The organism is Paraburkholderia sp. J63 (genome assembly GCF_905220245.1).
Classification (GTDB): Bacteria; Pseudomonadota; Gammaproteobacteria; order Burkholderiales; family Burkholderiaceae; genus Paraburkholderia.
Map to the genome: position 1 here is coordinate 135,392 of NZ_CAJMZF010000019.1, position 18,476 is coordinate 153,867.

Here is an 18,476-nt window from a genome sequence, read left to right on the forward strand (position 1 = left end):
TCATGACCACTTCATCCAACCCCGCACAAGCCGCGCGCGAGCAAGCGCTCGCCTGGATCAGGCAGGGCGGCAAGCGTCTCCTGATTGGCGGCCAGTGGGTCGACGCCGCGTCGGGCAAGACCTTCGAGGTCGTCAATCCGGCCACCGAGGAGCGGCTTTGCCACGTGGCCGAAGCCGATAGCGCCGACGTCGACGCCGCCGTGCGCGCGGCGCGCAAGGCCTTCGAGGCGCCCTCGTGGGCCGCTCTCTCGCCCCATGCGCGCACGCGCGCGCTGCTCAAGATCGCCGACACGATCGAGCAGCACATCGACGAGCTGGCCGCCATCGAATCGCTCGACAACGGCATGCCGCTCTGGTTCGCCCAGGGCGCGGTGACGGCCACGGTCGACATCTTCCGCTACTACGCGGGCTGGTGCTCCAAGGTGCTGGGCACCACGATCCCCTCGGACGGCAGCACGCTGATCTATACGCTGCGCGAGCCGCTGGGCGTGTGCGGCCAGATCATTCCGTGGAACGTGCCGATCCTGATGGCCGCCATCAAGTTCGCCAACGCGCTGTGCTGCGGCAACACGGTCATCCTCAAGCCCGCCGAGCTCGCGTGCCTCACCTCGATCCGCCTCGCCGAGCTGATCCAGGAAACCGACCTGCCGCCCGGCGTCATCAACGTGCTGCCCGGCTTCGGCGCCACGGCGGGCGCGGCGCTGGCCCAGCACCTGGGCGTGGACAAGATCGCGTTCACGGGCTCCACGGCCATCGGCAAGCAGATCGTGCGCGACGCCACCTCGAACCTCAAAAAGGTGACGCTGGAGCTCGGCGGCAAGGCGCCCAACGTGGTGTTCGCCGACGCCGACATCGAAAAGGCCGTGCAGGCGGCCGTCAAGACCTTCTGCGGCAACTCGGGCCAGGTCTGCTCGGCCGGCACACGCCTGTTCGTGCAGGAGAGCATTCACGATCAGGTGTCCGAACGAGTGGCGCAACTGGCTGCCAGCTGGAAAGTCGGCGACCCGTTCGCCGCCGATACGAAGCTGGGCCCGCTGATCTCGGCGAAGCAGCGCGAGCGCGTCTGGTCCTATATCGGCGCGGGTCAGGAAGGCGGCGCCGCGCTGCGCCTGGGCGGCAACGCGTGGAGCGGCGCGGGCTACTTCGTCGAGCCCACGGTGTTCGACAACGTGCGCAACGGCATGCGCATCGCGCAGGAGGAAATCTTCGGCCCCGTACTCTCCATCATCCCGTTCAAGGACGAGGACGACGCCGTGCTGCAAGGCAACGACACCACCTACGGCCTCTCGGCCGCGGTCTGGACGCGCGACGTCTCGCGCGCCCACAAGGTGGTGCGCGCGCTCAAGGCCGGGCGCCTGTGGATCAACACCTTCGGCGAATCCGATCCGGCCATGGCCTTCGGCGGCTACAAGCAATCGGGCTGGGGCCGCGAATTCGGCCAGGAATCGATCGACGCCTATACGCAGAGCAAATCGATCATGGTCCGCATGTAAGCGCCACCTTCCATAACAAAACCTCAAGGAGACACGCCGTGGACATGAGTACACCGGCCTTCGTGCAAGGCACCAGGAAGCTGCTGATCGGCGGCCAATGGGTCGATTCGGGATCGGGCCAGCGCATCGAGGCGATCAACCCCGCCACGGGCGAGCTGCTCTGCCATATCGCGCAGGGCGATGCGCAGGACGTGGACCGCGCCGTGGCCGCCGCGCGCCGGGCCTTCGAAGGGCCGTGGAGCCGCTTCACGGCGCACGAACGGCGCAAGCTGCTGCTGCGCGTGCACGATGCCATCCTCGACAACTTCGACGAGCTCGCGCTGATCGAAACGCTGGACATGGGCGCGCCGCTCGCGCGCACGCGCGGCTACAAGGAATGGCTCTCGCAGCTCCTGCAGTTCTACGCCTCGCAGACAGGCGCCGGCGCCGTGGCGACGAGCCCCATGTCGATCGCGCCCAACTTCACGGCGCTCAAGCACCTGATGCCGGTGGGCGTGGTGGGCGGCATCATCCCCTGGAACGGTCCGCTGATGGGCCTCTGGTGGATCTACGGCCCGGCGCTGGCCACCGGCTGCACGGCCGTGCTCAAGCCGGCCGAGGACGCCTCGCTGTCGTCGCTGCGCGTCTCCGAGCTGATGATGGAGGCCGGCGTGCCCGACGGGGTCATCAACGTCGTGACCGGCTACGGCAAGGACGTGGGCCAGGCACTGGCCGAGCACCGCGGCGTGGACCGCGTGGCCTTCACGGGCTCGGTGGGCACCGCGCAGGCCATCGTGCGCGCCTCGGCGGGCAACCTGAAGCGCCTGCAGCTGGAGCTCGGCGGCAAGTCGCCCGACATCGTGTTCGCCGACGCCGATCTGGAGAAAGCCGTGCCCGGCGCCTCGATGGGCGTGTTCACCAACACGGGCCAGGTCTGCGTGGCCGGCACGCGCATTCTCGTGCAGCGCGCCATCCACGACGAGTTCGTGCAACGCATGGCCGCGTTCGCGAAGACCATCAAGATCGGCGACGGCCGCGAGCCCGGCACCCAGATCGGCCCGCTGATCTCGCAGCGCCAGCTCGAACGCGTCATGCACTACGTGGATATCGGCGGCAAGGAGGCCGAACTCGTGCACGGCGGCCAGCGCCTTTCCGGCGATCTGGCGAAAGGCTTCTTCGTCGAGCCCACGGTGTTCGCCAACGTGCGCAACAACATGACCATCGCCCAGGAGGAAATCTTCGGCCCGGTGGCCTCGGTGATTCCGTTCGACACCGTGGAGGAAGCGCTGCAACTCGCGAACGACACCCCCTACGGCCTCGCCGGCGGCGTCTGGACGCGCAACCTCTCGACCGCGCACAAGGTCTCGCAGGGCATCCGCTCGGGCACGGTCTGGGTCAACTGCTATGGCGTGATCGATCCGGCCGTGGGCTTCGGCGGCACGAAAATGAGCGGCTACGGCTGGAAAGGCGGCAAGGAGCACGTGGAAAGCTTCCTCTACCCCAAGGCCACCTACATCAACCTCGATTGACGCGTGGCCTCGCCGCCATCCACTCCAGTCATCAGGACAACCAGGAAGAGACATATGAAAGGCATCGTTTTCAGAGGCGACAGGAAGCTCGAGATCCTGGATTTCGACGACCCTACCCCCGGCCCGCTCGACGCCATCATCGAGATGAAGGCCTCGGGCATGTGCGGCAGCGATCTGCACTTCTATCGCAACAAGCCCGCCGACGTCATCAAGTCGCTGGGCTTCAGGGACCTCGCGTCGCGCGGCATGTCGGAGGATACGCCGATCATCGGCGGCCACGAACCTTGCGGCCAGATCGTCGCGCTCGGCGTGGCCGTCGATCCGCGCGCCTTCAAGGTGGGTAACCGCGTCGCTGTATTCCATTACGAGGGCTGCCAGCATTGCGACCACTGCCGCAGCGGCTGGACGCAGATGTGCAGCCACGGCGCGGACATCCACGGCGTCATCAAGCACGGCGGCCACGCGCACTACATGAAAGTGCCCGTCACCTCGCTGGTCCACATGCCCGACGAAGTGTCGTATGCCACCGGCGCCGCCATCTCGTGCGGCACGGGCACGGCCTGGGGTGCGCTGCTGCGCCTGAACATCAGCGCGCGCGACACGCTCGCCGTGTTCGGTCTCGGTCCGGTCGGGCTCTCGGCCGTGCAACTGGCCGCGGCCATGGGCGTGGAGGTCATCGGCGTCGACATCGCCGCAGACCGGGTCGAGCGCGCGAAGGCATTTGGCGCGGCCCACGTTGTCGACGGCAGCAAGGAAGACCCGATCGAAGCCATCCTCAAGCTCACCGGGGGCCTCGGCGCGACCTGCGCGATGGACTGCGCAGGCGGCGAAATCCCGAAACAGCAGGCCGTGCGCTGTACCCGTCCGTGGGGCCGCATCGCGCTCGTGGCCGTGGGCGGCAACCTCAACGTCGACGGCATGAAGGACGTGATCGGCAAACAGCGCACCATCCTCGGCTCGTACACGTTTTCGGAAGTCAGCATGAACGACTGCATCCGTTTCGTGGCCGACCACGGCGTGGACGTGGACAAGCTGTTCACCGACCGCTGGAAGCTGGAACAGGCCGAAGAGGCCTACCGTCTGTTCGACGGCCAGGCCGCCGGCAAGGGCGTGTTCGTGTTTTGAGCGACCCCAGGGCAGGACACCGGCAAGGAACAAGTCAAAAGCACAAGAAAGGAGACTCGAGAATGACGAAATTCGCCCCGCAGGGAGTCGAAGACCCGATGGCCACGCTGTGCCGCATGGCGCTGCAGACGCAGTACGCCGACCTGCCGGCCGACGTGGTCCGTCACGTCAAGCTGACGCTGCTGGACGCCATGGGCGTCACCATCGGCGGCTCGGCCATGGAAGGCATTCCCGCGATCGTATCGCTCGTCAAGGAGCGCGGCGGCAACCCGCAGACGCCGCTGCCCTTCTACGGCGGCCGCGTGCCGGCCAACGAGGCGGCGCTCGTGCTGGGGCCGATGCCGCGCGCCATGGACTGCGGCGACCTGCACGAGGAGGCGGGCCACGTCACCGAATACGTGGTGCCCACGCTGCTCGCGGCGACCGGCCTCTGCGGTCCCGTGTCCGGCAAGGCGTTCCTCGCGGCGATGGCCGTGGGCCAGGAGATCCTGGTACGGCTGGGCACCGCGTACAAGGTCATCAACCGCGCCGTGAAACAGCACGAATGCGGCGGCCACTACATCTTTGGCGCGGTGGCCGCGGTGGGCAAGCTGCTGGGGCTGAGCCAGGAGCAACTGGAAAACGCCCAGGGCATCGCGCGCACCATGACGCAACCCAACACCATGGGCATCTATTCGCCCGCCACGCTGATGGTGCGCATGCATCATGGGCTGGTGAGCCAGGCGGCCATCACCTGCTGCCAGCTCGCCCAGCGCGGCATCACCGGGCCGCGCGCCGAGGTGCTGTCCGGTCCCAAGGGCTACCTCGCCACGGCGCGCTGGGAAACCGATCCCGGCTTCATCCTCCATGAGCTGGGTGAGCATTGGGAGCTCGAGAACATCATCACCAAGGGCTATAGCGCCTGCTATTTCTCGCATTCGTCGATCGACGCCATCCGCGCGTTGATGAAGGAAAATGCGTTCGGCGCGGGCGATATCGCGAGCATTCACATCGAGACCTCCACGCCCAGCTGGCGCGCCGTATGCGAACCGCAGGAGAAGAAGTGGCACCCGGTGACGGTGCCCGAGTGCCAGTTCAGCCTGCCCTATGTGGTGGCGATCGCAGCCTTCGACGACAAGGTGTTCCTGGAGTCGTACAGCGAGGAAGCCCGTGCCCGGCCCGAGGTGCGCGAATTGATGACGCGTATCACCGCCGAGGAAAACCCCGACGTCTCCGATTGGGGTGCGCGCCTCCAGGTGACACTGCGCGACGGGCGCGAATTCCGGAAGGAATGCATCTACGTGAAGGGGCATCCGAGGAACCCGTTCACCACCGAGGAATTCGTCGCCAAGTTCAGGCTCTGCGCCCCCTACTCGGCCATACCGCTGGCGCAGGAGACGGTGGACGACATGATCCGGAATATTTTGCAGTTCGAAGAAATAGACGACGTGGTGGGCATACTGCTCGACCCGCTGGCGCCGCCTTCGACCTGAGGCCTGGACAAGCCTGATACGGAGGGGGCCCGTCCCCTCTCCCAATTACACAACAATTTCGGAGACCGCATGAATTCGCTCGAGCAAGTGACCATGCGCAAAGTGTTTCGGCGCCTGGTGCCATTTTTTATTCTGTGCTACTTCATATCGTTCCTCGACCGGGTGAACGTCGGATTCGCCAGCCTGCAGATGAACGAGGCTATCGGCCTCACCGCGGCCCAGTATGGTCTGGGCTCGGGACTATTCTTTCTGCTCTATTTCCTGTTCGAGGTGCCATCCAATCTGCTGCTGGTGCGCGTGGGCGCCCGCCTCTGGCTTGCCCGCATCATGATCACCTGGGGGCTGATCTCGGGCGCCACGGCTTTCGTCACCGGTCCCCACACCTTCTATGCCGTGCGCCTGCTGCTGGGCCTGGCCGAGGCAGGCCTGTTCCCGGGCGTGGCGTATTTCCTCACGCTGTGGTTTCCCTCGGCTTACCGCGCGCGCGTCATGGGCTATCTGCTCGTGGCCGCACCGCTTTCCTCGGTGATCGGCTCCCCCATCTCGGGCATGCTGCTGAGCCTGCATGGACTAGAGGGACTGGCCGGGCTGCAAGGCTGGCAGTGGATGTTCATCGTCGAGGCGCTCCCCGCGCTCGTCCTGGGGCTCGTGACGCTGCAGTACCTCAAGGGCGCCCCGCACGACGCGAGCTGGCTGCAAGCGCAAGAACGCGGCTGGCTATCGGCACGCATGACGACCGAAGCCAGCGAGCGCCGCGAAGAACACAGCATTGCGGTTGCGCAGGTGTTCAGCGACAAACGCGTGTGGATGCTCGCCGCCATGGCCTTCGGATTCTTTCTGACCATCTATGGCGTGGGCTTTTTCCTGCCGCAAATCGTCAAGTCCTTTGGTCTGAGCAATGAGCAAACCGGTTTCGTGACGGCGATTCCCTATGTGATCGGCTCGGCCAGCCTCGTGTTCTGGGCGCGCCGCTCCGACCGCACCCGGGAGCGCCGCTGGAACATCGCGATACCCGCGCTGATTGCCGCCGTCGCCCTCGTCGGCGCCGGCCTGGCCGAGGGCTCCGTGCTCAAGCTCGTCTTCTTCTGCCTCGTGGCCTTTGGCGTATTCGGCGCGCTGCCCGCGTTCTGGGCGATCAACACCGACCTGCTCTCGGGCCCGGCGGCCGCGGCCAGCATTGCCTGGATCGGCGCCGTAGGCAATCTGGGCGGCTTTGCCGGCCCCTACCTGCTCGGTGTCACCAAGGATCAAACTGGCGGCTACACGGCCGCCCTGATGTTGATGGCCGTCGCGGGATGCATTGCCGCCATCATCGCGCTCTCGATGAACCGACCCAACCCTCTCTACCGCCAGGCTTGAACCGGCACGGCCCTGCAGCAGCCAGGGGCCGTTTGCCACTGATCTCAAAGGAGACTTCCATGACCGCCACACACGAATCCCCTTCCCCGGTGCCGGCTAACTGTCCGCCGCTGGAGCAAGCGCTGGTGCGCTTCATCCAGGAACTGAAATACGAAGATCTCGACGCGCGCGCGCACGCCGGCGTCAACCGTTTGATGCGCGATCAGATCGCGCTGCAGGTCGGCATCTCGAAGATGCCCTGGTCCGGGCAGTTGCTGAACTACGCAAGCGCGCAGCAGCGCCCCGGCAAGAGTCGCGTCAGCGCCTGTGCGCTGACGATGAGCGCGGCCGATGCCGCCTTCGTCAACGGCTCGTATGGCCACGGTTTCGAATACGACGATGCGCACGGCCCCAGCTACAGCCACCCGGGCAGTTGCGTGATCCCGGCCGCGCTCGCGATCGGCGAGGAGCTGGGTTCGTCGCTCGAGGAAGTGATCACGGCGATGGTCGCCGGCTACGAGGTCTACACGCGCATCGGCTTGCTGGCCGCACCCGACCTGCTGCAGCGCGGCTTTCACCCGCACGGCACGCTGTCCAATTTCGGCGCCGCGGCGGTCGCCGCCAAGCTGCGCGGGTTCGACGCCGAGACGACGCTGCACGCGCTGGCCATCGCGCTCAGTCATGTTTCGGGCACCACCGAATACACCTCCACCGGCGGCTCCATCAAGCGCATCCACGCCGGCATCGGCACGCGCAACGGCATGGCGGCGGCCGACATGGCCCGCGCCGGCATCACGGGACCGCGCGCGTTCCTGAGCGGCAACAAAGGGTTCTTCCGCACCTTCCTGCAGCGCCCCGCAGGCGAGGCCGCCGAGCAGCGCTTCGCACCGGACCGGCCGTTCGAGATCGGCACCGTCTGGCTCAAGGCCTACTGCGCCTGCTACTGCACGCATGCCTACATCGACGCGCTGCGCCCCTTTGCGGCGCGCCAGGACGAGATCGCCGACGTGCATCTGAAGATCACGCCGCACTTCAATGTCGTGGTCGGCACGGCCAATGCGAACGCCTACGAGCCGAAGAACATCGAGCACGTGCAGTTCAGCCTGCCGATCCAGGCGGCCTTCACGCTGCTGGGCAAGGGCAACGGCTATCCGATCCACCGCGACTACCTTGCCGGCAAGGTCGAGATGGCCCCCGTCATCGAAATGGCGCGCAGCATCCGCATCACCGAGGAGCCCGCACTGGAGAAGGATTATCCGGGCAAGTTCGTGGCCGACGTGAGCGTCACGTTCAAAGACGGCCGCACCGAGCATGTGTTCGTGCAAGACCCGATCGGCACCGACACGAACCCCATGCCCGAGCACGAACAGGATGCGAAGTTCATGGAGCTCACCGCGGACGCGCTGGGTACGGCGCGCGCCCAGAAGCTGCTGGGCACGCTGCGCGCTCTGGACCCGGCCATGAAAGCCGCTGAATTGACGGCTATGTGGAGCGTCGAACGCTAACGGTCCGGTCTCTCGCAGAACCCGCAAACCCATCGTTGTTTCCGCACCCAGCCGGGCTTGAGAGGATTTCGCGCCGATCAGGCCCGGCACGGCACACCCCGGGGCAGTGTCAGTCATGCTTGCGATTCATCGCGAAAACACCAATATAATGATCAGGAATACAAAATGAAAAAAGGTTTGAGATTGACGACGTCGATGTTCTTCGGCGCCTGTGTGAGCAGCGCTCCATTGACCGTGCATGCGCAGTCCAAGGTCACGCTCTACGGCATACTCGACGAAGGCATCGTCTACCAAAGCAATGTGGGCGGCGGCAAGAAGGTCTCGCTCGACTCGCTGAGCGGCGAGCAAGGCAGCCGTTGGGGATTGACGGGGGCCGAGGATCTCGGTGGAGGGAGCCGGGCGATTTTCACGCTGGAATCGGGGCTCAACATCAACAGCGGCGCGCTTGGACAAGGCGGCACGCAATTCGGCCGCCAGGCCTTTGTCGGGCTCGCCAACGACCGTTTCGGCAGCGTCACGATGGGGCGTCAGTACGACATGATCGCCTATTTCGTCACGCCGTATTCGATGACCGGTGTCGTGGGCACGGCGGCGTTCGGCCGTCCGGGCGACCTCGACAACACATTCAATTCGGTCCGCCTGAATAACTCGATTCGCTACATGAGTCCCAATTACAACGGGCTCGCGTTCGGCGCGGAATACGGCATTGGGGGTGTCCCTGGCAACTTCACCGCCAACAGCGGTTATTCCCTGGGCGCCTCGTACCTCAATGGACCGCTGATTCTGGACGCCGCATTCACGTATTTCAAGAATCCGACTTCGGCGACGCCAGGCTCCGGATTCTTCACGAACAACGCCAACGGCGCTTCCACGCTCGCGCTATCGCTGAACAAGGGGTACGCGTCCGCCACCGCGTATCAGGTTGGCGTGGTGGGCGCCGGCTACAACGTCGGGCGCTTGCTTTTTCTGACTTCGTTCTCGAATGTCCAGTACGCGAATCTGGGCTCGGCGTTTGCGGGCGGGACGGCGCGGTTCAACAACGTCGAGGTGACGACCCAGTTCAAGTACAGCCCGGCGCTGTTCCTGACCGCCTCTTACGATTATCTCGTCGGCAAGGGCGTCATGATGACCGACGGCAAGGAGGTCGGCGCCCAGCACTACAATCAGGTCAGTGTCTCGGCCGACTACTTCCTGTCGAAACGATCGGATGTGTATCTCGCCGCAGCCTGGCAGCGCGCGTCCGGAACGTCGTCGACCGGTGGATCTGCTGTCGCCGACTTCGTCAACCAGGGCGATTCGTCGAACAATCATCAAATCTATCTGCGTGTCGGCCTTCGGCATAAATTCTGAACGCCCGGCCTGAAAGCACTCACGACGGCTTCGGGCAGTCGGTGTGCGGTCGGTGTGCAATTCGTAGCCGCACACCGACTGAGCAGGCATCCTAAACAATTTCCCGCGTCCGCAGATCGGCGATGGTCTGCGCATCGAGGCCGAGACCGGCCAGGATCTCGTCGGTGTGCTCGCCGGTGAGCGGCGCACGCGTGCGGATCTCGGGCGGCGTGCGCGACAGCGACACCGGTGTGGCAAAAATCGGCACCGGCTTTGGCGCGCCGGGGTAGTCCATCCACTGGATCAGGTTGGCGGCCTTGACGGTCTCGTCCTGCAGCGCCTGGCGCGGCGAGTTCACGGGCCCGGCGGGAATGCGCGCCTGCTCCAGTTGCGCCAGCGCCTCGGCCAGCGAAAGCTCCTGGCACCACGCCGACATCACGTCGCTCAGGAATTCGCCGTTCTCGCCGCGCAGCTTGTCGTCGGCGAAGCGCGGGTCGTCGAGCAGCTCGGGACGGCCCACGAGCTGGGTCCAGCGCTTGAACATGGGGCGGCCGATCACCTGGGTAATGAACCAGCCGTCTTTGGCCTTGAAGATATCGGAGGGCGCGTAGCTCGGCGCGCGGTTGAGCATCGCCGCGCGGTCGAGGCCCAGCAGGGCTTCCTCGATCAGCGCGCCGCTGGCCATGTTCAGCCCCGTGCACAACAGCGATGCGCTGACCTCCTGGCCCATGCCGCTGCGCTGGCGCTCGTAGAGCGCGAGCATGGTGCCCAGCGCGCAGGAAAAGGCGGTGGCGAAGTCCACCACGGGCACCATGGCTTTTTGCGGCTGGTCCGGCGTGCCCGCGATGTGCACGGCGCCGCTCAGCGCCTGGCCCACGCCGTCGAAGCCCAGGCGGTCGCGCACGGCCTCGCTGTTGCCGAACGCGTTGGAGGCCACGAGGATGATGTCGGGCTTGATGCGGCAGAGGCTCTCGTAATCGAGCCCGAGGCTCTTGAGCGTGCGCGGCGGCATGTTGGCGATCACGACGTCGGCGTCGGCCACCAGCCGGCGCACGACGTCGCGCCCTTCGGGGCTGTCCAGATCGAGCGTCATGGAGCGCTTGTTGCGGTTGACCTGCAGAAACAGCGCGCCCTCGCCCTGCTCCGTGACGGGCACGATGAAGCGGTCTTCGCCGCCGCCCACGCGGTCGATGCGGATCACCTCGGCGCCATAGTCCGCCAGCAGCGCCGAGCAGAACGGCCCGGCGATGAAGCGGCCGAAATCGAGGACCTTGATGCCTTCAAGCACTTTCATTTTTTTCTCGCATGGGAGTCGGCCGACCCGGGGTCATTGGCCGATCACGTTGAATTCCGATTGCAGCTCATGGGCCATCGCCAGCAGGCGCGGCCCCAGTTCGCGCTCCACGCGCGCGCGCGTCATCGCATGGCTCGCGCCGATGCACACCAGCACAAAGGGCGCGTTGCCCTCCAGCAGCACGGAAGCCGCCAGGATGCCCAGCTCCGGCTCCCACTCGCCGATGGCCGTGCAATAGCCCTTCTCGCCGACCTGGGCCATCCCTTCGAGCACGCGGCGGCGCAGCCTCGCCCAGTCGCGCGACATGCGCCGCTCCACGTTGTCGAGCAGATAGCTGCGCTCGAGCTCGGGCAGCGCCGCGAGCAGCGACCAGCCCATCGGGGAAAGCGCGATCCCCACTCGCATGCCCACGTGCAGCGGCAGCATCACCGGCGTTTCGAGGCTGCGGCGGCATTCGAGCACGACGAGGTCGAGCCGGTCGCGCACGGCAAGGCACACGTGCAGCTTGTGCTGGCGCGCGAACGCCGCCATGCGCTCGCCCGCGAGGCCCTGGATGGCCGAATGGGCGATGGCCGCGTAGCCCAGGCCCAGCACGGCCGAGGAAAGCCGGTACTTGCGCTGGGTGTCGTCGTAGAGCAGATAGCCGATGCTCGCGAGCGAGCGCGCGATGCGCGACACCGTGGAAGGCGGCAGTCCGGTGCGCTGCGCGAGCTGGCCGTTGCCGAGCCAGCGCTCCTGCTGCGCGAAGGCCGCAAGCAGCGCCAGCGCGCGCACCAGCGGCGTGACCACCTTCGCCCCCGGCTCGGGCCGCAGCGGGGCGGTGGGCCGCGCCCCGGACAGCCGCCCGGCGGGCGACTGCCCCGCGGACGCCTCGGGCTGGGCGTGCTGTACTACGGCAAGCGGGCGGGCGGCGATCATGGCGAGGACGCTCGTCAGGCCGAGGGCGCCGCGGCGCGCACTTCGTCGAGCGCGGCGGGATTGTCGAGCGAGGACAGATCGCCCGGCGGCAGCCCGCAGTACACACTGCGGATCACGCGGCGCATGATCTTGGAGCTGCGCGTCTTCGGCAACTGCTCCACCACGTGCACGCGGCCGGGCCGGAACGGGCGGCCGAGGCGCTTGTCCACGTGCGCGGAGACGGCGGCCTCCAGCACAGCGATCTCACTTGTCGAGCCGGGCTTGGGCACCACGAAGACCACGAGTTTCTGCCCCTTGTCGGCATCGGCCACGCCGATGGCGGCGGCCTCGGCCACGTCGGGCAGCTCCAGCACCACCTCCTCGACCTCGGCCGGGCCGAGGCGCTTGCCGGCAACCTTGAGCGTGTCGTCGGAGCGCCCCATCATGAAGTAGTTGCCTTCGGGCGTGCGCAGCGCCAGGTCGCCGTGCACCCAAATGCCGGGAATGGTCTGCCAGTACGTTTCGAGGTAGCGCTCGTCGTCGCGCCAGAACGATTGCGTCATGCCCACGAAGGGCGCGCGGATCGCCAGCTCGCCCACTTCGCCCGTCACGCTGTTGCCCGCGGGATCGACCACGTCCGCTGCCACGCCGGGCGAGACGGTGTTGAAGCCGCTCGGCGGAATCGGGCGGATCGGCACGCTCGCGAGCAGCGCGCCCGAGGCCTCGGTTCCGCCCGTGTAGTTGATGACGGGCGCCGTGCCGTCGCCGAAGCGCTCGAGGAACCAGTTGAAGTGCTCGGGCGCGATGCCCTCGCCCGCCGTGATGAGCAGGCGCACGGTTGCGCGGTCGCCCGCGAGCGCCGCTTCTTCGTGGCTCGCCATGCCGCGGATCAGCGTGGGCGCGGAGCCGAAGTGCGTGACCCGGTGGCGCTCCACCACGCGCGACATGCGCGACCAGTCGGGGTAATCGGGCGCGCCGTCGTAGCAGACCAGCGTGGCGCCGCGCAGCAGCGCGCAGCCCAGCACGAGGGTGCCCGCGATCCAGCCCATGTCGGCGGGCCAGCAATAAACGTCGCCGGGGTGCACGTCGAAGTGGATCAGCGAGTCGTGCGCGATCTTGATCGGGAAACTGCCGTGCGTATGCACGACCCCCTTGGGCTTGCCCGTGGTGCCCGAGGTGTAGATCACCATGAAGGGCGTGTCGGGCGTGGCCGAGACGGGCGCCGCGCCGTGGCCCTGCGCCACGGTGGCGGTTTCCTGCCAGTCGAGATCGCGTGCGTCGCCTGCGCCCTGCGCGGCTTCGCCCTCGGCGCGTTTCCAGATCACGTGCTCGACGAGCGGCAACTGATGCCACGCGTCGCGCAGCGCGCCCTCCACGTTCACGCGCTTGGTGCGGCGCGAGAAGCCCGTGGAGGCGATCACCATGCGCGCCTCGGCGGCAGAGAGGCGAGCCACGATGGCGTCGACGCCGAAGCCGCTGAACAGTGGCACGACGAGCGCGCCCAGGTGCACGATGGCCAGCAGCGAAATAGTGGCCTCGATGCCGTTTTCCATCAGCAGTCCGATACGATCGCCCTGCTTGAGGCCGCGCTGCGCGAGGCCCGCCGCGAAGTCGCGCACGCGCTGCTCCAGCTCCGCATAAGTGAGCTCGCTCACGCTGCCGTCCTCGCGCTCGGCCACCACGGCTTTTTGCTGCGCGGTGGCCGGATTGCGCGCCCACGCATAGATCGTGTTGACCCAGTTGAGCTTGCCGCCGGGGAACCAGCCCGGAAACTGCGGCCCGCGCGAGAGATCCGCGTAGCCCTTGGGCGGCTCGTCCCAGGCGATCGCGCATTCGCGCATCACGGTGTTCCAGTAGCGCTCGGGTTCGTCGATCGACACGCGCAACAGTGCCTCATACGAGGGCACGTCGAGCGCGCGCATCAGCTTCACGATGCCGGCGTTCTGCAATTCGCGCTCGCCCGGCTGCCACACGTGGCCTGATTCAGGATGGCTCATGATCTGTCTTCCGTCTTTCCTGTCTTGGGTGCTTACGCGCATTCGAAAATCATGGCGATGCCCTGGCCGCCGCCGATGCACATCGTCTCCAGGCCATAGCGGGCCTTGCGGCGCTGCATCTCGTGCAGCAGCGTGCTCATGATGCGCACGCCCGTCGCGCCCACCGGGTGGCCGAGCGAGATGCCCGAGCCGTTCACGTTGAGCCGGTCTTCGAGCGCTTCCATGGAGCTGCCCCAGCCCTCGACGCAGGCCAGTGCCTGGCAGGCGAACGCTTCGTTGAGCTCGATCAGGTCCATCTGATCGAACTGCAGGCCCGTGCGCGCCAGCAGCTTCTCCACGGCCGGCACGGGGCCGATGCCCATGCGCGCGGGATCGCAGCCCGCGGCGGCCCAGCCGACCAGCCAGCCCATCGGCGTGAGGCCCAGTTCTTCGAGCTTGTCCTCGGCCACGATCAGGCACGCGGCGGCGGCGTCGTTCTGCTGGCAGGCATTGCCCGCCGTGACCACGCCGTCCTTCGTGATGGGCTTGAGCTTCGCGAGGCTCTCGGCCGTCGTTTCGCCGCGGACGCCTTCGTCCTTGCTCACGAGCACCGCGTCGCCCTTGCGCTGCGGTACGGACACCGAAACGATTTCCGCATCGAGCCGACCCGCGGCCTGCGCCGCAGCGGCGCGCTGATGACTGCGCGCGGCGAAGCGGTCGGACGCCTCGCGCGAAATGCCGTACTCGCGCGCGAGCGTCTCGGCGGTTTCGATCATGCCGCTGATGCGGCCAAAGCGTGCCTCGGGCTGCGAGCGCTCGCGGCCCCGGTCGAGGCGGTCATGAAATTTCACGCTGCCCGCGCGCTTGCCCCAGCGCATGTCGGTGGTGTAGTACTCGACGTTGCTCATGCTCTCCACGCCGCCCGCCATCACCACGTCGGCGGCGCCGGTCTGCACCATCATGGCCGCCGTCGCGAGCGCCTGCACGCCGCCGCCGCAGCGCCGGTCGAGCTGCATGCCCGCGACCTCGATCGGAAAGCCCGCCTGCAGCGCCACCCAGCGGCCCGTGCAGGGCGTTTCGCCGCTCGCGTAGCTTTGGGCGAAGACCACGTCGTCGATACGCGCCGGATCGAGCCCGGTGCGCTCCACGATCGCGCGCGCCACGGTGGCGCCCAGCTCCTCGACGGGAACCGCTTTCAATGCCCCGCCGAAGGCGCCCACCGGCGTGCGCAGCGGCGAGACGATGGCTGCTCGTTTCATTTCGGATACCTTTCTAAATTCTGGAATGTTGGTTGCCCGCGCGAGCCTGTCGCGCGCGGGCCGTTGTGTCCGTTGTGGCTTTTGACGGCCAGTTTCGATGCTGCTGCGCGGCTAAGCGCGCCATCAGCCATACCGACCGCCCGTCACGTGCAGCACTTCGCCGCTGATGAAGCCCGCCCGCTCGCTGGCGAGGAAGGCCACGGCGTCGGCGATGTCGTCGGGCCGGCCCACGCGCTTGATGGGCTGGGCAGCCACGGCGCGCTCCTTGATGGTTTCGTAGGTCGGCAGCGCCTGCACCATTTCCGTTTCCATGAAGCCCGGCGCCACGCAGTTCGCGGTGATGCCGTAGCGGCCCTCCTCCATCGACAGCGCCTTCGCCATGCCGATCAAACCCGCCTTGGCGGCCGAGTAGTTGGCCTGCGTGGGATTGCCGAGGTAAGCGCGCGAGCTGATGTTGATGAGGCGGCCCCAGCCCTGGTCGATGAAATGCGGCATGACGGCCTTGGCGGCCAGAAAGGCGCCTTTGAGCATCACGGTCATGACGAAGTCCCAGTCGTCCTCGCTCATCTTCACGAGGTACTTGTCGCGCGGCGCGCCGGCGTTGTTCACGAGGATATGCACGCCGCCGAAATGCGCGACGGTTTCATCGACGAGACGCTGCACGTCGGCGGCCTTCGTGATGTCGCCCACCACGCAGTGCGCGGCCAGCCCCTCGTCCTGAAGCGCCTTCGCGGTGGCCTGCGCCAGTTCGGCATTGATGTCGGTGATGACGACCCTGGCGCCCTCTTGCGCGAGCCGGCGCGCCGTGGCGGCGCCCAGACCTCGCGCCGAGCCGGTGACGATGGCAACCTTGCCGCTCAAACCCAGATCCATTTTCTTCTCCTAAATAATTCTGCGTTCAGGCCAGATCGACCCGCGCGTTGTTCAATACCACCACGCCGCGCTCCAGCGCCGTCGTGCGCAGCGACACCGTGCTGCCGCGCACCCACATCTCGGTGCGCAGCGTGTCGCCGGGCCAGGCCGGTGCCGTGAAGCGCACGCGCATGCCCTTGAAGCGCGTGTCGTCGTAAGCCAGCACCGTGCGCAGCACCGCGTGCGCAGCCACGCCCATCAGGGCCATGCCGTGCAGGATGGGGCGCTCGAAACCGGCCGCGGCCGCCACGGCCGGATCGGCATGCAGCGGATTCAAGTCGCCGCTCAGCCGGTAGATCAGCGCGAGTTGCGCGGGCGTGGCCAGATCGCAGACGAAGTCGGGCGCGCCCTCGGGCATCGCGTGGGGCGCGGGCGGCGCGCCGGCGCTACCGCCTTCGCCGAAGCCGCCGTCACCGCGCAGCAAGCTTAGCTGCACCACGGTGGCCAGCAAGCGGCCTGATTCGGCATCGGTGATGTCGCGCGTTTGCTGCAGGAAAGCGCCCTTGCCCTCCCCTTTGTCCCACAGGCCGGTGATGCGGGTCGCGCCCTTGACGCGGCCGCTCGCGGGCAGCGGCGCATGGACATGGATTTCCTGCTCGGCATGCAAAAGCTTTTGCCAGGTGATGCCCGTGTCCGGCTCGCGCGCCCAGAAGCCCGGATAGGCCAATATGTTCGCCATGGTCGGCATGGCGCGCAGCGCCTGACCGTCCCTGCCCTCATAGACATAGCGCAGTTGCCCCGCATCGAGCGGGTCGGCGCCGAGCCCGAGGCCGAGCGCGTAAAGCTGGGAATCGCGCTGCGAAAACACGTGTTCGATGACGGGAAAAGGACGTGCCAGCAGTCGAGCGGGTTGAATGGGCATAGCGGACATGACGACGATGATGACTAGCCCACACGATGAAACCCGGCCCCCTGCCCGGTCAACGGATTTGCGCAATCCGTTCCGTACCTTGGCAGCCACGGCTTGATCGCCATTCATCGCGATTCCCGGCCAGCGCCGAGGTTTATCCACGCGCACCGGGGCCAGCCAGCCCGGAGAAATTCCATTTTCCGGAACGCGCGGCGCAAATCCGTTGCTTCGCGCCTGGCGCTGGCGCAGCATGGGCCATCCTCATTGATTTGATTGATACGCCGACATGATTCGCGACCAGGAAACGCTCAACGGATTGCTCGACTCCATCTCCCGCTTCGTGCGCGAGCGCCTCATCCCCAACGAGGAGCTGGTCGCCGAAACCGACGAGATTCCCGAGGACATCGTGGCCGACATGAAGGCCATGGGCCTGTTCGGCCTCACGATACCCGAGCGCTTCGGCGGGCTCGAATTGACCATGGAGGAAGAAGTGCTGGCCGTGTTCGAGCTGTGCCGCGCCTCGCCGGTGTTCCGCTCGCTGCTGGGCACCACGGTGGGCATCGGCTCGCAGGGCATTCTGTTCGACGGCACGCCCGAGCAGCAGGAAAAGTACCTGCCGCGCCTCGCGACGGGCGAACTGATCGCCTCGTTCGCGCTGACCGAGCCCGAAGCGGGCTCCGACGCCGCCTCGCTGCGCACCACGGCCATCAAGGACGGCGACGACTACGTGGTCAACGGCACCAAACGCTTCATCACCAATGCGCCGCATGCCGGCATCTTCACGCTGATGGCGCGCACCAATCCCGACGACAAGGGCTCGAGCGGTATCTCGGCGTTCATCGTCAATGCTAAAACGCCCGGTATCAGCTTCGGCAAGCGCGACAAGAAGATGGGGCAGAAAGGCGCTCATACCTGCGATGTGATTTTCGATAATGTGCGCGTGCCTGCCGCGAATCTTATTGGTGGCAAGGAAGGCCAGGGGTTCAAGACCGCGATGAAGGTGCTGGATAAGGGGCGCATCCATATTGCTGCCGTTTGTGTGGCGGTGGCTGAGCGTATGCTTTCGATGGCGCTGGCTTATGCGATGGAGCGCAAGCAGTTTGGGCAGGCTATTGCCGATTTTCAGCTCGTGCAGGCCATGCTTGCTGATAGTCGTGCGGAGATTTATGCGGCTCGATCCATGGTGCTCGATGCTGCGCGGCGACGTGATGCGAAGCTGCCCGTTAGTACCGAGGCTTCGTGTGCCAAGCTGTTCGCTTCGGAAATGTGTGGACGTGTGGCTGATCGGGCGGTCCAGATTTTTGGTGGCGCGGGTTATATGGCTGAGTATGGGATCGAACGGTTCTATCGGGATGTGCGGTTGTTTCGGATTTATGAGGGTACGACGCAGATTCAGCAGATTGTGATTGCTCGGAATATGATTCGTGAGGCGCAGTAGAAAGAGATTGTTTTTTTGGGGGTTTTTTCGCGTTTCCTTGTTTTCGTGTCGGTTTGCTAGCGTTGCCCCTGTGCGGGGCG

At 66.4% G+C, this 18,476-nt stretch carries 14 protein-coding genes; 8 read left to right on the forward strand and 6 right to left on the reverse strand.

Annotated features, from left to right (window positions below):
• The first annotated feature begins 2 nt into the window (after window positions 1-2).
• The 7 genes from U5775_RS21220 (at window position 3) to U5775_RS21250 (ending at window position 9,791) form a co-directional block, all read left to right on the forward strand.
• Entirely contained in the window at window positions 3-1,493 is a 1,491-nt protein-coding gene (locus U5775_RS21220) for an aldehyde dehydrogenase family protein (protein WP_322060048.1), read from the forward strand.
• Window positions 1,494-1,537: 44 nt separating this feature from the next.
• The gene (locus U5775_RS21225) at window positions 1,538-3,001 is read left to right on the forward strand and encodes an aldehyde dehydrogenase family protein (RefSeq protein WP_322060067.1); all 1,464 of its coding nucleotides are present in this window, start codon (window positions 1,538-1,540) and stop codon (window positions 2,999-3,001) included.
• A gap of 54 nt (window positions 3,002-3,055) precedes the next feature.
• The gene (locus U5775_RS21230; RefSeq protein WP_322060049.1) at window positions 3,056-4,126 is read left to right on the forward strand and encodes a zinc-binding dehydrogenase; all 1,071 of its coding nucleotides are present in this window, start codon (window positions 3,056-3,058) and stop codon (window positions 4,124-4,126) included.
• Between the two features lie 62 nt (window positions 4,127-4,188).
• On the forward strand, window positions 4,189-5,598 hold the full coding sequence (locus U5775_RS21235) for an MmgE/PrpD family protein (protein ID WP_322060050.1): 1,410 nt from the start codon (window positions 4,189-4,191) through the stop codon (window positions 5,596-5,598).
• Window positions 5,599-5,667: 69 nt separating this feature from the next.
• Entirely contained in the window at window positions 5,668-6,957 is a 1,290-nt protein-coding gene (locus U5775_RS21240; RefSeq protein ID WP_322060051.1) for an MFS transporter, read from the forward strand.
• A 59-nt stretch (window positions 6,958-7,016) separates the two neighbouring features.
• Window positions 7,017-8,441: an MmgE/PrpD family protein gene (locus tag U5775_RS21245; RefSeq protein ID WP_322060052.1), complete on the forward strand. Its 1,425-nt coding sequence runs from the start codon at window positions 7,017-7,019 to the stop codon at window positions 8,439-8,441.
• Between the two features lie 57 nt (window positions 8,442-8,498).
• Window positions 8,499-9,791, forward strand: coding sequence for a porin (locus tag U5775_RS21250; RefSeq protein WP_322060053.1), 1,293 nt, complete (start codon window positions 8,499-8,501; stop codon window positions 9,789-9,791).
• 91 nt (window positions 9,792-9,882) lie between these two features.
• On the opposite strand, the gene U5775_RS21255 is transcribed toward U5775_RS21250, so the two are convergent.
• The 6 genes from U5775_RS21255 to U5775_RS21280 all read right to left on the reverse strand — a co-directional run bounded on the left by U5775_RS21255 (window position 9,883) and on the right by U5775_RS21280 (window position 16,970).
• Window positions 9,883-11,064 (reverse strand): CoA transferase, encoded by a 1,182-nt coding sequence (locus U5775_RS21255; protein ID WP_322060054.1) that lies wholly within the window; start codon window positions 11,062-11,064, stop codon window positions 9,883-9,885.
• Between the two features lie 33 nt (window positions 11,065-11,097).
• A complete protein-coding gene (locus U5775_RS21260) occupies window positions 11,098-11,982 on the reverse strand; it encodes an IclR family transcriptional regulator (protein ID WP_322060055.1) in 885 nt (294 codons plus the stop codon).
• Between the two features lie 14 nt (window positions 11,983-11,996).
• On the reverse strand, window positions 11,997-13,958 hold the full coding sequence (locus tag U5775_RS21265) for an AMP-binding protein (protein ID WP_415913621.1): 1,962 nt from the start codon (window positions 13,956-13,958) through the stop codon (window positions 11,997-11,999).
• A 32-nt stretch (window positions 13,959-13,990) separates the two neighbouring features.
• Window positions 13,991-15,196: an acetyl-CoA C-acetyltransferase gene (locus tag U5775_RS21270; protein ID WP_322060056.1), complete on the reverse strand. Its 1,206-nt coding sequence runs from the start codon at window positions 15,194-15,196 to the stop codon at window positions 13,991-13,993.
• Window positions 15,197-15,319: 123 nt separating this feature from the next.
• Complete coding sequence (locus U5775_RS21275; RefSeq protein ID WP_322060057.1) at window positions 15,320-16,069, reverse strand: 3-oxoacyl-ACP reductase FabG; 750 nt, start codon at window positions 16,067-16,069, stop codon at window positions 15,320-15,322.
• A 25-nt stretch (window positions 16,070-16,094) separates the two neighbouring features.
• Window positions 16,095-16,970 carry a MaoC/PaaZ C-terminal domain-containing protein gene (locus U5775_RS21280; protein ID WP_322060069.1) on the reverse strand — a complete coding sequence of 292 codons (876 nt, stop codon included), beginning with the start codon at window positions 16,968-16,970 and terminating at the stop codon, window positions 16,095-16,097.
• Window positions 16,971-17,244: 274 nt separating this feature from the next.
• Between U5775_RS21280 and U5775_RS21285 the strand changes: the two genes are divergently transcribed.
• Window positions 17,245-18,396, forward strand: coding sequence for an acyl-CoA dehydrogenase family protein (locus tag U5775_RS21285; protein WP_322060058.1), 1,152 nt, complete (start codon window positions 17,245-17,247; stop codon window positions 18,394-18,396).
• Window positions 18,397-18,476 lie beyond the last annotated feature (80 nt).

Bases quoted from the DNA above. Each gene is read 5' to 3' on its own strand.
- U5775_RS21220 (WP_322060048.1), top strand. From the start codon at position 3: ATGACCACTTCATCCAACCCCGCACAAGCCGCGCGCGAGCAAGCGCTC.
- U5775_RS21225 (WP_322060067.1), top strand. From the start codon at position 1,538: ATGAGTACACCGGCCTTCGTGCAAGGCACCAGGAAGCTGCTGATCGGC.
- U5775_RS21230 (WP_322060049.1), top strand. From the start codon at position 3,056: ATGAAAGGCATCGTTTTCAGAGGCGACAGGAAGCTCGAGATCCTGGAT.
- U5775_RS21235 (WP_322060050.1), top strand. From the start codon at position 4,189: ATGACGAAATTCGCCCCGCAGGGAGTCGAAGACCCGATGGCCACGCTG.
- U5775_RS21240 (WP_322060051.1), top strand. From the start codon at position 5,668: ATGAATTCGCTCGAGCAAGTGACCATGCGCAAAGTGTTTCGGCGCCTG.
- U5775_RS21245 (WP_322060052.1), top strand. From the start codon at position 7,017: ATGACCGCCACACACGAATCCCCTTCCCCGGTGCCGGCTAACTGTCCG.
- U5775_RS21255 (WP_322060054.1), bottom strand. From the start codon at position 11,064: ATGAAAGTGCTTGAAGGCATCAAGGTCCTCGATTTCGGCCGCTTCATC.
- U5775_RS21260 (WP_322060055.1), bottom strand. From the start codon at position 11,982: ATGATCGCCGCCCGCCCGCTTGCCGTAGTACAGCACGCCCAGCCCGAG.
- U5775_RS21265 (WP_415913621.1), bottom strand. From the start codon at position 13,958: ATGAGCCATCCTGAATCAGGCCACGTGTGGCAGCCGGGCGAGCGCGAA.
- U5775_RS21270 (WP_322060056.1), bottom strand. From the start codon at position 15,196: ATGAAACGAGCAGCCATCGTCTCGCCGCTGCGCACGCCGGTGGGCGCC.
- U5775_RS21275 (WP_322060057.1), bottom strand. From the start codon at position 16,069: ATGGATCTGGGTTTGAGCGGCAAGGTTGCCATCGTCACCGGCTCGGCG.
- U5775_RS21280 (WP_322060069.1), bottom strand. From the start codon at position 16,970: ATGCCCATTCAACCCGCTCGACTGCTGGCACGTCCTTTTCCCGTCATC.
- U5775_RS21285 (WP_322060058.1), top strand. From the start codon at position 17,245: ATGATTCGCGACCAGGAAACGCTCAACGGATTGCTCGACTCCATCTCC.